Origin of the sequence: Flavobacterium johnsoniae, from assembly GCF_001879205.1 — a bacterium.
In the GTDB taxonomy this organism is placed as follows: Bacteria; Bacteroidota; Bacteroidia; order Flavobacteriales; family Flavobacteriaceae; genus Flavobacterium; species Flavobacterium johnsoniae_A.
Genome location: NZ_MLFK01000005.1, coordinates 406,691 through 420,790, shown reverse-complemented (window position 1 = coordinate 420,790; position 14,100 = coordinate 406,691). Strand labels below are relative to the sequence as shown.

Below are 14,100 nucleotides of genomic sequence, written 5' to 3'. Positions count from 1 at the left end.
AGAAGGCTTCCAAAATTTGGAAGCCTTCTTTGTTCTATAAAATTATCTTTTTCTATTTCTAAATTCTTCCTGCTCAGTCATCTTACCAAACTCTTTAAAAAAACTTTTAATCATTTCAAGATTAAACATTACAAATAAAAGCATCCCAAGAAAAATAGTAATCCAGCTGTACACAATTTTAACAGATGATACATTTGAAGCCACTACATAAAAGACAATCGTGGGCAATATAGCAGTAAGCAATGTTAATCCCAAAGCCAGCATTAATGGATTAATAACAAAACTATTGACAGCATTAAAGCCAATTTTTCTCAACAGCACTGCAATAAATATCAAACCCAATAAAGTAAAAATGATACCCGCAAAACCATAAATAAGTACCTGATCTTTTAAGCTGTTAATTTCGTTTTCGTAACCAAAAAAGGTATTAAAATTGAATTCCATCATATTTCTTGTCTTGCGGTGTTACATCAAATAAAGCTTGAGTTTTATATCCTATCAGTTTTGCTAAAATAAAATTAGGAAACTCCTGTATACCAACATTGTAAAAATTTACACTATCATTAAAAAATTCTCTTCTGTCAGCAATTTTATCTTCCATCTGCGAAACTCTTTTTTGTAATTCCAGGAAATTACTGTTGGATAAAAGCGTTGGATAATTCTCCGAAACTGAAAATAAACTTTTCATCGCGTTTGAAAACTCATTGGCATTATCAATCTTTTCTTCGACCGTTTTAGCGTTCAAAAAATCAGTTCTCAATTTCGTAAGATTGGTAAGCATAGCCGTTTCGTGTTCCATAAACTTAGAAGCCACTTTCACCAATTCAGGAACTTCATCGGCTCGCTGCATCAAAATAACATCAATATTTTTAAATGCTTTTTCGTTGTTATTTTTCAGCATAACCAGCTTGTTATAAATCCTGATAAAAAAATTGAAAAATATAATAATCAGAATTATCCCGGCAATTAATGCAATGTTTTGAACAGTCATATTTCTTTAATTTAAAATGATATAAATGAGAATAAGCGAAATGAAAAATAAAGCCGCTAAAAAAGAATCTAATAAAGGTTTGTATTTATTTCTAAATGAAATACTTCTAGGAATCGCAACACCAAAAACAGTATCTGAATCTCCTTTCTTAATTAGCACATTTCCGTTATCTGATGAAGCATAACCAATAAGCAGCATATAATCATTTTTTTGCAAGTAGGTTTCACTATATCTCATCTTACCTCCCTGCTGATTATCGATTCTGTCAAAATAATACTCCAACCCCTCTCCATCAACGGTTACAGATCCTGTTTCATCCTTTATCTTAAACTTCCCTGTTTTAAGTTCTGTAAATACAGTACTATAGGTTGTTTTTCCATCATCATCACGTTGGCTTTCTTTTTCAATTCTATAAAACTAACCAATACATGATTTATTAAAATAAGGAGAAATAATGGGTTCTATTTCTTCTAAATCACCCTCTACTTCAACCTGTCCCATCGCAATAGCACTTATCTTTGAAGTAGGTAAAATAGACTGGAGTCTCAAAAATTTACTTTTACTGCTTGGAAAAAATATACTTTTAAGAAGTATCAAACCTGGTATAATTAAAAAAAGAAGCTTTAAATTTTCGGTTTGAGCCAGAAAAAAAACAGCCCCAATCATACAACCTAAAACAGCTATACCAATAAATTTTTTAAACAATGGCGTTTTTTGAATATTGTGTTTTCTGTTAAAGCTTTCTATTTCTCTTCTATCTTCTTTACTGCTTTTAATTCCCGAATAAATCATTCCAATAAAAGCAAATACAAAAACAGAAAGAAATAAAAACAACAGAAGAGCCAGTGGATATCGCGCATCAATTAAAAAACTCACACCAATTAGTGCCGGAAGTAAAACAAAAAACAGCCAGCTTGGAAATTTTAAATTGAATAATCCTGAAAAAATTATGGTATGAAATAAAGCAATACCAAGACTAAAAAGCATAAAAAAGACAACTTGTGCACTGTCTGCTTTATTTTGATTAAAAAATTCTAAAACTTCATTCATACATTTAGATTGAAAAAGAGACAGGTTTTAAAAAATAATTTCAACTTCTTTTGAAAGCAGTTTTCGGATTCTATTTTTTTCCTGATCAGAAATTGTATTTTTACTTAAATCAATTCCAATGAGAAACCGCAATTTATTTATTTCATTCGGAATTTCACTAATTTCGTTTTCACTTAAAATGAGAAATTTCAGATTTTTGAATTTCAAAATCTCCTCGGGAAACACCTCTAGTTTCGTTTTGGACAAGTCAAGCTCAACAACTAATTCAGGTTTGCGTTTTGCTTCTTCTAAATTATAAAATGTTGATTTTTCTTTTTTCTTTTCTTCTTTATTTCGGTTCAAAAGGCCAAAACCTGCTAAAATAAGAGACGCCACAAAAAAGATACATAAAAAAGAAACCCAAACCGGATCTTCATTTTTTTCTGAGGTAAAAAGCCTCAGGTAAACATAATAAGCCATGCCAAAAAACAAAACCAAAAACAACCCCAGAAATATCAGATAAAGAAGGTATTTAAAAAATGAGAAAATGACTTTTTTAACTTTGGCCGTATCTTTTGCCGTTATAAAATAGACAATTAAGGCTAGAACTAAAATCCAAAAAACGGTCACTCCTATTTTGGCAATTTCATTTCCGTTTTCAATAATGGTAAAGGTTATAAACGTTGGAAACATGAGAACAAACCAAATAAGCATTGCCGCAAAACCAATAGAGATACACCCCGGCTTATTATCTTTATTGGTAGATTTAAGCCAAAAATAAGCCAGTAAAAAGGATAAAAGAAGTACTCCTATAAATCCGTATCCAAAAGGGGTAAGTCCTGCTAAAAAAATCAGCTTCATTTTAATTGTTTATAAATTATGATTATTCGATTTTACCAGTCAGCGTGCGGTAAATCATTTAGAACTCTGTCCGGATTATCATCAACAAAAAGCTGGGTTCTTTTAAGTTTAAAATTTTTCTTCTCGGTAGTACTTGGCATGCTGTCTACCATTGTATTAATAAGTTCCATCTGTGCAACTCCCGAAATCAAGTCATAATCTACTGATATTTGAGATCCCGCTCCCATATTAAAAGTATGAATTTTGGATAGAACCAGTTCATTATTTATATATTTATATTCGGTCTCTCTTGCTCCTGAAGGTCCAATTCCTTGTAATGTAACACGAAGTATTCTATCTTTATCAATACTAATATTCTCATACTCATAGGTTTTGTATCCTTCATACGAATATTCAGCATTCAATGCATGCCATGAAGTTTCCTGCAAAATATAATCTCCTGTTTTTTGTTTGATAAGCACTAAAGTGGCGCGTATATCTTTATCATCGTCTTTGTTTTTTAAAACAATGACAACATCTTTTAATTGATCATCATTTAAAAAACCTTCGGCTTCAAGCTGAATTTCATAAGGTTCTATAACAAAATCCTGAGCTTTTTTTCCCGTTTTGGGAAAAACTGCCAAAACACCACTGTCAAAAATTTCTCCCTCTTCATCTACTGATGACGAATCAGGAACATTATTTATTACGGGTTTAGGATTTTCTGAAACTTTTGCAGTTTCTTTTTTACAGCTCCCAGCTAAAATTATAATTAGGAAGAGAAGTAGAGTTTGTTTCATTTATTGGCGTTTATATTACAAATCTAGATAAATTGCTGTAAATTTTGCATAAAAAAAACCACTTCTTCCAAACAGAAAAAGTGGTTTTTAGGATAAATTATATTTTTACAAATCAAATTTAATTCCTTGTGCCAAAGGAAGATTTGTGGTATAATTAATTGTATTTGTCTGACGTCGCATATAGATTTTCCAGGCATCAGAACCAGATTCTCGTCCGCCTCCGGTTTCTTTTTCACCACCAAAAGCACCTCCGATTTCAGCTCCAGAAGTTCCAATGTTCACATTCGCAATTCCACAGTCAGAACCTACAACAGACAAGAATCTTTCGGCTTCACGTAAATTATTTGTCATAATTGCAGAAGATAATCCTTGCCCCACTCCGTTTTGAAGCTCGATAGCATTATCAACATCTCCAGAATATTTAATTAGGTATAAAACCGGAGCAAAAGTTTCGTGCTGTACAATAGCAAAAGAGTTTTCTGCCTCAGCAATTGCAGGTTTTACATAACAGCCGCTTTCATAACCTTCTCCTGAAAGCACACCGCCTTCAACCAAAATTTTACCTCCTTCGGCAACGACTCTGTTCAAAGCAACAGCATATTGCTCAACCGCATTAGTGTCAATCAGCGGGCCTACGTGATTGTTTTCGTCAAGCGGATTTCCGATTCGCAGTTGTTTGTAAGCGGCAACTATCGCTTCTTTTACTTTATCATAAATACTTTCATGAATAATCAATCTTCGGGTTGAAGTACAACGCTGTCCGGCTGTTCCAACTGCTCCAAAAACTGCTCCAATGACCGTCATTTTAATATCAGCGTCTGGGGTTACAATAATTGCGTTGTTTCCTCCCAGCTCCAGTAGCGATTTTCCTAATCTTCCGGCAACCGTCTGAGCCACAATTTTTCCCATTCGGGTTGAACCTGTTGCAGAAATTAACGGAATACGAGTATCTTTTGTCAGCAGTTCACCTATTTGATAATCTCCATTTATTAAACAAGAAATTCCTTCCGGAAGATTATTTTCTTTAATAACCTGAGCAATTATATTTTGACAGGCAATACCGCAAAGTGGTGTTTTTTCAGAAGGCTTCCAGACACATACATCTCCGGAAATCCAGGCCAAAGCTGTATTCCATGACCAAACTGCAACCGGGAAATTAAAAGCAGAAATAATTCCAACGATTCCTAATGAATGATATTGTTCGTACATTCTATGTCCTGGTCTTTCAGAATGCATTGTTAAACCGTGTAACTGGCGTGATAATCCCACAGCAAAATCACAGATATCGATCATTTCCTGAACTTCTCCGTAACCTTCCTGCAATGATTTTCCCATTTCATAAGAAACCAATTTACCAAGAGCTTCTTTATTCTGGCGTAACTTTTCTCCAAACTGACGTACAATTTCTCCACGTTGCGGTGCAGGAATTAATTTAAAAGTTTTAAAAGCTTCAGTTGCCGAACGCATTACTTTTTCGTAATCTTCAAGAGTTGAAGTCTTTACAGATGCAATTAATTTTCCGTCTACAGGAGAAAAACTATCTAAAATTTCGCCCGATGAAAAATTTTCTATTCCAGTTGAAGTTCCTTCATTTACCAGTTTTATTCCCAGTTTTTCCAAAGCTTCATTCATGCCAAATTGTGATGCTATTGTTGTCATTGTAACTTTTTTAGTTAAAATTGTTATATTTTTATGTAAAGATATTGTTTTAGAATTAATTTCAAATTGAATTGAATTATTAAAAACAAAGTAAATTTAGCGTTATTATATAAGTATTAACGCAAACTCATCATGATTTATTCGCAAAATTTGATGAAATTTGCACTTCTAATAATTAATAATATGACCATTTTAAGTCGGCTTTTCCTTTGTTTTATTTTAGTTTCATTTAATGCATTTTCTCAAAAAGAACAAAAATCATCTTTTCAGGTTGTTCCTTTAGGGATTAAAGGCGGTATTGACGAAAAAAATCTTTCGGCTTATTTAGTTGCACCTTCTAATACAAAGGATTTCATTTGTTTAGATGCCGGAACCTTAAATGCCGGAATAGAAAAGGCAATTGAAAATAAAGTTTTTAAAGTTTCAACAAGTGAAGTTTTAAGAAAATATATAAAAGGATACTTGATTTCGCATGCGCATTTAGATCACGTTTCGGGGCTGATTATTAATTCTCCTGCCGATTCTTCTAAAACGGTTTACGCAACTGAAAAATGTATGGAAATGATGGAAAACCATTATTTTAATGATCAAACCTGGGCTAATTTTGGAGATAAAGGCGTAGGATTTCCGTTGAAAAAATATCATTTTCAAACTTTAAATTTAGGCGAAGAAACACAGCTTACTAATACAAAAATGACAGTTAAAGCTTTTCCTTTAAGCCATGTTAATCCGTTTGAAAGCACTGCTTTTTTAATTAAAAATGAAGATAATTACGTTTTATATTTAGGAGATACCGGTCCGGATTCTGTAGAAAAAAGCGATAAATTAAAAGCTTTATGGATAGCAGCTGCACCTTTGGTTCAAAGCAAACAATTGAAAGGAATATTTATCGAAGTTTCGTTTCCAAATGAGCAGCCGGATAAATTTTTATTTGGGCATTTAACTCCAAATCACTTAATGGCTGAACTTCACATTTTAGAAGAATTAGCCGGAAAAGGTTCTTTAAATAATTTCAAAATAATTATTACTCATTTAAAACCTCCTGCTAAAAGTATTACCAAAATTAAAGAGCAGTTGAAAAATCAAAATGATCTGGGACTGAAGATTATTTACCCGCAGCAGGGGAAAAGATTTGAGTTGTAATTTATTTAGACCGCAGATTACGCGGATTAAACGGATTTTTTAGCTTACAAAATTTATTCAGGTTTTGAGGTGTAAAACAATTTATTTGTAAGCTAATTTTTATATTTTAGCAAATAAATTTTGTTTTATGAAAATTGTTTGGTCTGAAAAAGCGAAATACACCTTTTACAATATTCGAAATTACTTAGAACAATTTTGGTCGCAATCAATAGCCCAAAAATTCATCAAAGATGTTTTACACATCCTCGACTTATTAGGAAAAAACACTCTGCTTGGAAAATACAATTCAAGCTTGGAATGTAGAGAAATAATAATTTCACGACACGTAACTTTATATTATCAAATAGGAAAAGATTACATAGAATTAATCACTTTCCACAACAGTCGTCAAAAACCTTTAAATACAATTGATTTGTAATTTATATTAGGTTTTTACTTTTAAATTCGGCTAACATTTCCTCATGTGTTATAAAATCCCCGTTCTTCAGATCACGTTTTCCCTGCTCAATATTAGCTTTCAATTCCAGAATAAAATTTTCTTCCGGTGAAAGTATTTTTGCAATAGACAATACTTCATCTGGTGTAAATGATTGATTTTTTAATTTTCTATAAAACGTTGGACTTGGAATACCAATTTTTTCAATAATATAGTTTTTTTTATACGGTGATTTTTCCATTAAAATCTCAATATTATCTACTATATTCTTATATGCAATTATCTCTTGTATCATAATTGATGTTTTTATATCTCATTTATGATACAAAAATACATCAAAAACGATTATTTACATTTCATTTTATTCATAAAATATTAAAAAAATAACCCTACAAGTTTTATCCCGAGGCTTCGGGACTGTCGGGTTTTTATACTCAATCAATTATTTCTTAGCTGTAAATCTAGGATCTGTTTCCATTACGGTACCGCATTTATCGCAGGTTCTTAATTCTTCTGAATTATAAAAATGTTCGAAATGCGGAAGAAAGTCTTTCTCTATATTATGCAATTCAAAAAACACTTCATATAATTTGTGATTGCAGTTATCGCAATGCCAAAGAAGTCCGTCGGTATATCCTTTTCCGGCACGTTTTCGCTCAATTACCAATCCAATTGAACCTTCGGAACGTACGGGAGAATGCGGCACTTTAGCAGGATGTAAATACATATCTCCGGCATTTAATTCCATTTCTTTGCGCTCGCCATCTTCCTGGATCACTACTTTTATGCTTCCTTCTAATTGATAGAAAAGTTCTTCGGTTTCATTATAATGATAATCTTTTCGGGCATTGGGTCCGGCAACAATCATTACGATATAGTCGCCTGAATCAACATATAGATTTTTATTTCCAACGGGTGGTTTTAATAGTTGTCGGTTATCTTCAATCCATTTTGTTAGATTGAATGGTTTTGCTATAGCCATTTTTTCAAATTTTATGAAAAGCTAAGGTAGTGAAAAGTATTTTAGTGTACAGTCGCGGTCGCAGTTTTCAGTCTTTGATTTGGTAATTTAAATCTGCGACCGAGACTGAATGCTGAGACTATTTCATTTCGCGTATCAAATAAATATAGACCGGAAAATGATCGCTGAATCCGGCATCTGTCAAAGTATTTCGCAACGGATATCCTTTGTATTTTCCAGAAGTCTGAATAAGATATGGCTTAGTAAAAATCCCGGCTTTCCAGAATTTAAAGCTCGAAAAGTCAGGTTCTATAAAAGACTTAGTCATAATTATTTGATCAAAAATATCCCAGGAATCCCGAAAAGCCAGAGTTCCCATTCCTTTTCCTGCCATTTCTTCAAACGGATTATAAACTCCAAATTCAGGAACTTCCGCTTTTTTAGCTTTTGCTTCTAAAGCAATTTTTACACTTTTATTAAACGGTCCGTCGTTTAAATCTCCCATCGTTAAAACTTTCGCCATTGGATTTATTTGCTGTAACGAATCAATTATTTTTCTGTTTAATCGACCGGCAGCTTCACGAAAAGGACTGCTGGCTTTTTCTCCGCCAGATCTAGACGGCCAGTGATTTACAATAATATGTATTTCTTCGTCTTCGAGAAAACCGGTTATCAAAAGCTGATCTCTGGTAAAAACTCTATTTTTAAGATCCTTTTTTACTTCAACATCTCCTAAGTCTTCATTATTATTTTCCTGAATAAGGGTTTTATTTTTATAGATTAACAGCGGAATATTAGTATAAGAAGTCGGCCTGAAATACTTTTTTTGATATAAAAGCGCCACATCAATTCCACGTTGATCCGGCGAATCAAAATGTATAATTCCGTAATCATAATCAGCAATTTTTTCTTGTTTAACTAAATCTTCGAGAACACCCCGATTCTCAACCTCGGAACAAGCAAGCAATGTTGGAGCGTTTGAATTTTCAGGTTTTCCAATTTCTGAAATTACCCTTGCAAGATTTTTTAGTTTTTGTTCGTACTTTTCTTTTGTCCAATGCTGCGCTCCGGCCGGTGTCCACTCATTGTCATTTGTGCTTTCATCATCATAAATATCAAATAGATTTTCGAAATTGTAAAATGCGGCAGTGTGTATAATGTATTTTTTTGATTGGGCGTTTGAAAGAGAAATTATAAAAAAGGCGAGTAAACAAAAGTGAAATTTAATAATTTGCATAACTTTAAAAATTAAAGCGCCTAATTTAAATAAATTGTAAGAATTTTCAATATTTTTGTTTAGGTGATTATTTATTGCAACTCTTTTATTTTAAAATCAAGCACAACAAAACATGAAAAGCTTTTGTATCACAAATTATTTTAATTACGCTAAACTGGCATTTCTTATTTTTGCTTTACATTCATTTACCTGTCAATCCCAACAAATCATGATAACACCACCTTATTTACAAAAAGGAGATACTGTAGCTCTTGTGGCAACAGCCAGAAAAAACATCGACGATAATTTAAAACCAACAATAGATTTGCTAAAAAGCTGGGGGATAGAAGCCGTAATTGGAAGTTCTATTGGGCTGGATTACCACCAATTAGCCGGAACAGATGAGCAACGTGCCGCCGATTTTCAAAAACAGTTAGACAATCCAAATATAAAAGCCATTTGGTGCGTGCGTGGTGGTTATGGAACAGTTAGAATGCTGGATTTACTTGATTTCACAAAATTTAAGCAACATCCAAAATGGGTTATTGGTTTTAGTGATGTTACTGTTTTGCACAATCATTTAAACACGATGGGCTATAAATCCATTCACGGTGTAATGCCCGTTACAATTCCGCGTGCAACTCCGGCTGCCATTAGTTCAATGAAATCGAGTTTGTTTGGCGAACCTCTTTCCTACTCCATTGGTCCGGATAAAATGAACCGTTTTGGTCAGGCGAAAGGTGAATTAGTGGGCGGGAATCTTTCGATCTTATATAGTTTGTTAGGCTCTCCTTCTGCAATTGACTGTAAAGATAAAATCCTGTTTATTGAAGATTTAGATGAATATCTATACCATATCGATCGTATGATGATGAATTTAAGACGTAACGGCTGCATCGAAAACTTAAAAGGAATTATCATTGGCGGCATGACTAAAATGAAAGATAATGAAGTGCCTTGGGGTAAAAATGCATTAGAAATTATTGATGGTGTTACCAAGAAATACAATATTCCGGTGATTTTCAATTTCCCTGCCGGCCATGTACAGGATAATCGCGCCTTAATTATGGGAAGCACCATTTCTATTGATGTAAATGCATCCGGAAGTACTGTTATTTTCCAGAAATAACGCTCTAATTCCCTTTTAGGGAAGATTCAAAAATACCACATAAAATGTCGCAGAGACGCAAAGACGAAAAGTTTAAAATTACTTTCCGACTTTGCGTTTCTCTTTATGGAACAAATTTTTGTATAATAAAACACAGCTCCAGACTGAAAACTGAGACTGAGACTGAAAACTAAAAAATGGCAGAACATAACGAACTTGGAAAAAAAGGAGAAGAACTTGCTGTAGAATATCTTCAACAAAACGGATATGAAATTCTCGACCGAAATTGGAGTTTCCAAAAAGCAGAAATAGATATTATTGCCCAAAAAGAAAATACTTTGGCTGTAGTGGAAGTTAAAACAAGATCGAGTTTAGATTTTGGTTCTCCACAGGATTTTGTGAAACCAAAAAAAATTCAGCTGCTCATAAAAGCAGTAAATGCCTACATAAACTATAGGGAAAAGGATTTACAGGATGATTTAAATGTTCGTTTTGATATCATTGCGATCCATAAAAACGGGGAAACATTTGCAATTGAACATTTTACCGATGCTTTTTATCACTTTTAACATAATTTTTTATTGTTATAATTGTAACAAATTGTTTTTTTATTTATCTTTGCTAAGATTTATAACATCAAATTAACTAAACCAACCCAATTAAGTTACAAAAAAAAAGAAAAAAAACTATGAAAACCGTTTCTTCAATCGTCGAAAATTACATCAAAACGAAACCATTTCTCTTAAACGCTTTATCTCTAGGGATTATTAACCTGACTTCTCTTTCTCGGAACATTATGACTGAGCTTGAAAGTGAGTTTGGTAAGGAGGTAAAACAAGGTGCGGTAGTAATGTCTCTAAAACGTTTGACTGAGGAATTAGATTTTAAACTAAACCACAAAATCAACAAAGTAATTAAAAACATTGGTGAGATTACCGTAAGATCTGAATTAACAGATTACACTTTTGCTGCATCTGAAACTGTTTTAAACAAACAAGCAGACTTAATCTCTGATATTAATGCTTTATCTGATATTTTCTACACCTCTTCTCGTGGGGTAAACGAAACTAATATTGTGGTAAGCAGCAGTGTAAATCATTTAGTTGAAAAGCACTTTATGAGAGAAAAACTAATTCAAAAATTAGATAATTTAGCATCAATTACTGTAAAATTACCGAAAGAAAACATCGTAGTCCCGGGAATTTACTACTTTATTTTCCAGCGTTTAGCTTGGGAAGGAATCATTATAAACGAGGTAATTTCTACTTCAAATGAATTTACAATTTTGGTTGGTGAAGATCAGGTTGATGTTGCTTTTAAAGTAATCAAAGATTTGAAAAACTAATCTGAAATTATAGAAATTAAGAATCATTAAACGATTCGGAATTATAAATCCTTTTGTCTTAATCAGGAAAAGACAAAAGGATTTTTTTTACAATTTTCTGTTTTAAAGTTTTTATGTATTTGGAACTACAATAAGAATATTCTCAAAAACACAACTTACTTATAGTTAATTTTTAAAATTTTAGCCAAAAAGATATCAACTTGACAAAAAGCATTTTAACACCGTGTTTACTGAGATTTCAGCCGAAATAAACTTAAAAAAACAGAAATAAGTTTTTTTTGGCATTTTTTGCTGCGAATAATATTTTTATATATTTGCTAACCACTCAATGCATTAGAGTATCGATTTTTAATAGTATCGTAATATAATTAGATTTAAATACAAACTAATTAATTTAATGTTAGAAGCCAAAGATTATAACGACAAATTATTGGTAAGCGAACTCAAAAATGGCAGCGAAAAAGCATTTCGTTCCCTTTTTGATTTGTATTATCAGGTTATCTATGGTTACAGCATTAGTTTATTAAAATCGAAAGAAGCTGCCGAAGAAAATGTTCAGGATGTTTTTATGAAAGTATGGCAGCATCGGGAAAACCTAAACTTAGAACAGTCCTTTAAAGCCTATATTTTTACAATTGCCAGAAATCAGGCCTTTAATTTATTGAATAGAGCAGCAAATGATCTGGCACTGAAAGAAGCTGTTTTTTATGAAAGCCAAAAATCGCATGAATACGGAGATTACTCTATTCGCGAAGAAGATTGTAAAAAACTTCAAAAACAGGCGATGAAACAATTACCGCCAAAGCGGAAACAAATTTTTAAAATGTCACGAAAGAAAGGCATGAGTTACGAAGAAATTAGTCAGGAACTCGGCATCTCTATAAATACTGTCAGGAACCAAATGAGCAAGGCATTAGAATCGATGCGAGTCTTTTTTCAAGTTCATGATGAGATTATCTAACCAAAACCATTTTTAACCAATTAAATCACTCTTTTAGGGTGATTTTTTTTTTGTGGCTACCATTTCATTTAGACTATGATTAACATTTTTGCAGTTCATCTTTGTCAAAGTTTTAAACTTTGACAAAGATTTCTACTTACCTCAAAAAAAATATTTTTTAATAATTACTTAAAATCAATGCTTTACAATTTAAAAACAACATCCAAATGTTAAAATTTAAAAATTTACAACGTTTGAGTAGTACTCAAATCCTTTTCAACTGTATTATATAAAAACCCCACCAAAAACAATTCGTAATGAATTCAAACTCTGAAATAAAAAGCCTTTTGCAAAAGTTTGTTTTAAACCAATGTACGCCCGAAGAAACAAACGAGGTAATTGCCTATTACAAAAAAAACCAGCTTACAGATGATTTCCCAACCGTTGAAGACATTCAAAATCTTCTTAGCGAAATGCCTCAAATGGATAAAAAAACTGCAGATGACATTTTTATGAATATCTTATCTGCTTCAAAAGAACAAGAATCTGTAATTGAACTTCCGGAAAGGAAATCGAATTTGAGAAAATACATTTCTATTGCCGCCTCGATTGTGGTTTTATTGGGAATTGGCTTTTTCTACAAACAAAACATTTCAGACAAACCTCTTGAAAAAGAGTTTAACTTCAAAAGCTCTGACATTGTACTGCAGTTAGAAAATGGCGAAACTCAAATTTTGTCTGAACAGACCTCAGCACAGGTAAAAGATGCAAATGGCAATATCGTTGGGAACCAAAATGGCGACAAAATAGTGTATGAAAATAGTTTAGACAACGAAAAATTAGTTTACAACACGATTAAAATTCCCTATGGAAAAAAATTCCGCCTTCAATTGTCAGACGGGACATTTGTTCACTTAAACTCAGGAACGACTTTAAAATATCCGGTAAAATTTATTGCCGGCGAGAACAGACAGGTTTTTCTTAATGGAGAAGCTTTTTTTGATGTAGCAAAAGACAAAAAACACCCTTTTATCGTAAATGCTGATGAATTGAATGTTAGAGTTTTAGGAACTCATTTCAATGTGTCAAATTATCCTGAAGATGCCTCGACAGATGTTGTTTTGGTTGAAGGATCTGTGGGAATGTATGAATCAAAAACAGAATTTGACGCTGCAAAAAACACAATCTTAAAACCCGGATTTAAAGGAAGTTTTAATAAAGAAAATGCCAAAATTTCGACCAAAGCTGTCATTACAGACATCTATACTTCATGGGTAAATGGCGGACTGACTTTTAGAAACATGACTTTCAAAAACATTATTACCAAACTGGAAAGACGCTATAATGTTACAATTGTAAACAAAAATGAGAAGCTGGCCAACGAAAAATTCAATGCAAGTTTTGGCGATGAATCTATTGATAAGGTGATGAGTTACTTCAACGACATTCACGGTATTAATTACACTATAAAAAACGATCAGATACTAATTAAATAACCACTAAAACCAATAAAAAAATATGATGGAATAAAATTACGGGAATAAAAAAATCGGAAAGAGCTGCGAACAATTTCCGATTAACTAAGTGATTGAATATAACGAATTAACTACAATCAATTAACAAAATTATGAA

17 protein-coding genes are annotated in these 14,100 nt (G+C 32.5%); 7 read left to right on the top strand and 10 right to left on the bottom strand.

All coding sequences use genetic code 11. The annotated features are described in order from the left end of the window. Positions 1–42: 42 nt before the first annotated feature. The 7 genes from BKM63_RS07100 to amaB form a co-directional block, all read right to left on the bottom strand. The gene (locus tag BKM63_RS07100) at positions 43–447 is read right to left on the bottom strand and encodes a hypothetical protein (RefSeq protein WP_123907054.1); all 405 of its coding nucleotides are present in this window, start codon (positions 445–447) and stop codon (positions 43–45) included. Beyond that, complete coding sequence (locus BKM63_RS07095) at positions 428–901, bottom strand: LemA family protein (RefSeq protein WP_242661112.1); 474 nt, start codon at positions 899–901, stop codon at positions 428–430. The genes BKM63_RS07100 and BKM63_RS07095 overlap by 20 nt, the downstream gene beginning before the upstream one ends. A gap of 96 nt (positions 902–997) precedes the next feature. Next, on the bottom strand, positions 998–1,228 hold the full coding sequence (locus BKM63_RS07090) for a hypothetical protein (protein WP_123907053.1): 231 nt from the start codon (positions 1,226–1,228) through the stop codon (positions 998–1,000). A gap of 180 nt (positions 1,229–1,408) precedes the next feature. After that, positions 1,409–2,041 (bottom strand): hypothetical protein, encoded by a 633-nt coding sequence (locus tag BKM63_RS07085; RefSeq protein ID WP_071635919.1) that lies wholly within the window; start codon positions 2,039–2,041, stop codon positions 1,409–1,411. A 27-nt stretch (positions 2,042–2,068) separates the two neighbouring features. Next, positions 2,069–2,881: a leucine-rich repeat domain-containing protein gene (locus BKM63_RS07080; protein WP_071635918.1), complete on the bottom strand. Its 813-nt coding sequence runs from the start codon at positions 2,879–2,881 to the stop codon at positions 2,069–2,071. A gap of 32 nt (positions 2,882–2,913) precedes the next feature. Beyond that, positions 2,914–3,660: a hypothetical protein gene (locus BKM63_RS07075; protein ID WP_071635917.1), complete on the bottom strand. Its 747-nt coding sequence runs from the start codon at positions 3,658–3,660 to the stop codon at positions 2,914–2,916. Between the two features lie 105 nt (positions 3,661–3,765). Continuing rightward, positions 3,766–5,319: an L-piperidine-6-carboxylate dehydrogenase gene (gene amaB, locus BKM63_RS07070; RefSeq protein WP_071635916.1), complete on the bottom strand. Its 1,554-nt coding sequence runs from the start codon at positions 5,317–5,319 to the stop codon at positions 3,766–3,768. A 183-nt stretch (positions 5,320–5,502) separates the two neighbouring features. On the opposite strand from amaB, the gene BKM63_RS07065 reads away from it, so the two are divergent. Together BKM63_RS07065 and BKM63_RS07060 are read left to right on the top strand one after the other, a co-directional pair. Then, positions 5,503–6,462 carry an MBL fold metallo-hydrolase gene (locus BKM63_RS07065; protein WP_071635915.1) on the top strand — a complete coding sequence of 320 codons (960 nt, stop codon included), beginning with the start codon at positions 5,503–5,505 and terminating at the stop codon, positions 6,460–6,462. 127 nt (positions 6,463–6,589) lie between these two features. Then, positions 6,590–6,880 carry a type II toxin-antitoxin system RelE/ParE family toxin gene (locus tag BKM63_RS07060; protein ID WP_071635914.1) on the top strand — a complete coding sequence of 97 codons (291 nt, stop codon included), beginning with the start codon at positions 6,590–6,592 and terminating at the stop codon, positions 6,878–6,880. A gap of 1 nt (position 6,881) precedes the next feature. On the opposite strand, the gene BKM63_RS07055 is transcribed toward BKM63_RS07060, so the two are convergent. From BKM63_RS07055 to BKM63_RS07045, 3 genes are all read right to left on the bottom strand, one after another. Then, a complete protein-coding gene (locus BKM63_RS07055) occupies positions 6,882–7,193 on the bottom strand; it encodes a hypothetical protein (protein ID WP_071635913.1) in 312 nt (103 codons plus the stop codon). Positions 7,194–7,340: 147 nt separating this feature from the next. Further along, complete coding sequence (locus BKM63_RS07050; protein WP_071635912.1) at positions 7,341–7,880, bottom strand: 3-hydroxyanthranilate 3,4-dioxygenase; 540 nt, start codon at positions 7,878–7,880, stop codon at positions 7,341–7,343. Positions 7,881–7,998: 118 nt separating this feature from the next. After that, the gene (locus BKM63_RS07045; RefSeq protein WP_071635911.1) at positions 7,999–9,096 is read right to left on the bottom strand and encodes an endonuclease; all 1,098 of its coding nucleotides are present in this window, start codon (positions 9,094–9,096) and stop codon (positions 7,999–8,001) included. 208 nt (positions 9,097–9,304) lie between these two features. Between BKM63_RS07045 and BKM63_RS07040 the strand changes: the two genes are divergently transcribed. From BKM63_RS07040 to BKM63_RS07020, 5 genes are all read left to right on the top strand, one after another. Next, positions 9,305–10,204, top strand: a complete 900-nt coding sequence (locus BKM63_RS07040; protein WP_071635910.1) for a S66 peptidase family protein — start codon at positions 9,305–9,307, stop codon at positions 10,202–10,204. A 176-nt stretch (positions 10,205–10,380) separates the two neighbouring features. Continuing rightward, positions 10,381–10,752 carry a YraN family protein gene (locus BKM63_RS07035; protein WP_071635909.1) on the top strand — a complete coding sequence of 124 codons (372 nt, stop codon included), beginning with the start codon at positions 10,381–10,383 and terminating at the stop codon, positions 10,750–10,752. Positions 10,753–10,871: 119 nt separating this feature from the next. Then, positions 10,872–11,528: a hypothetical protein gene (locus BKM63_RS07030; RefSeq protein WP_008466087.1), complete on the top strand. Its 657-nt coding sequence runs from the start codon at positions 10,872–10,874 to the stop codon at positions 11,526–11,528. A gap of 397 nt (positions 11,529–11,925) precedes the next feature. Then, positions 11,926–12,489, top strand: a complete 564-nt coding sequence (locus tag BKM63_RS07025; protein WP_071635908.1) for an RNA polymerase sigma-70 factor — start codon at positions 11,926–11,928, stop codon at positions 12,487–12,489. A 296-nt stretch (positions 12,490–12,785) separates the two neighbouring features. Then, positions 12,786–13,964 carry a FecR family protein gene (locus BKM63_RS07020; RefSeq protein ID WP_071635907.1) on the top strand — a complete coding sequence of 393 codons (1,179 nt, stop codon included), beginning with the start codon at positions 12,786–12,788 and terminating at the stop codon, positions 13,962–13,964. Positions 13,965–14,100: the final 136 nt, after the last annotated feature.

Coding starts and splice junctions, on each gene's coding strand:
- amaB (WP_071635916.1), bottom strand. CDS start 5,319: ATGACAACAATAGCATCACAATTTGGCATGAATGAAGCTTTGGAAAAA.
- BKM63_RS07060 (WP_071635914.1), top strand. CDS start 6,590: ATGAAAATTGTTTGGTCTGAAAAAGCGAAATACACCTTTTACAATATT.
- BKM63_RS07030 (WP_008466087.1), top strand. CDS start 10,872: ATGAAAACCGTTTCTTCAATCGTCGAAAATTACATCAAAACGAAACCA.
- BKM63_RS07020 (WP_071635907.1), top strand. CDS start 12,786: ATGAATTCAAACTCTGAAATAAAAAGCCTTTTGCAAAAGTTTGTTTTA.
- BKM63_RS07100 (WP_123907054.1), bottom strand. CDS start 447: ATGATGGAATTCAATTTTAATACCTTTTTTGGTTACGAAAACGAAATT.
- BKM63_RS07045 (WP_071635911.1), bottom strand. CDS start 9,096: ATGCAAATTATTAAATTTCACTTTTGTTTACTCGCCTTTTTTATAATT.
- BKM63_RS07025 (WP_071635908.1), top strand. CDS start 11,926: ATGTTAGAAGCCAAAGATTATAACGACAAATTATTGGTAAGCGAACTC.
- BKM63_RS07040 (WP_071635910.1), top strand. CDS start 9,305: ATGATAACACCACCTTATTTACAAAAAGGAGATACTGTAGCTCTTGTG.
- BKM63_RS07055 (WP_071635913.1), bottom strand. CDS start 7,193: ATGATACAAGAGATAATTGCATATAAGAATATAGTAGATAATATTGAG.
- BKM63_RS07065 (WP_071635915.1), top strand. CDS start 5,503: ATGACCATTTTAAGTCGGCTTTTCCTTTGTTTTATTTTAGTTTCATTT.
- BKM63_RS07050 (WP_071635912.1), bottom strand. CDS start 7,880: ATGGCTATAGCAAAACCATTCAATCTAACAAAATGGATTGAAGATAAC.
- BKM63_RS07095 (WP_242661112.1), bottom strand. CDS start 901: ATGCTGAAAAATAACAACGAAAAAGCATTTAAAAATATTGATGTTATT.
- BKM63_RS07075 (WP_071635917.1), bottom strand. CDS start 3,660: ATGAAACAAACTCTACTTCTCTTCCTAATTATAATTTTAGCTGGGAGC.
- BKM63_RS07035 (WP_071635909.1), top strand. CDS start 10,381: ATGGCAGAACATAACGAACTTGGAAAAAAAGGAGAAGAACTTGCTGTA.
- BKM63_RS07085 (WP_071635919.1), bottom strand. CDS start 2,041: ATGAATGAAGTTTTAGAATTTTTTAATCAAAATAAAGCAGACAGTGCA.
- BKM63_RS07090 (WP_123907053.1), bottom strand. CDS start 1,228: ATGAGATATAGTGAAACCTACTTGCAAAAAAATGATTATATGCTGCTT.
- BKM63_RS07080 (WP_071635918.1), bottom strand. CDS start 2,881: ATGAAGCTGATTTTTTTAGCAGGACTTACCCCTTTTGGATACGGATTT.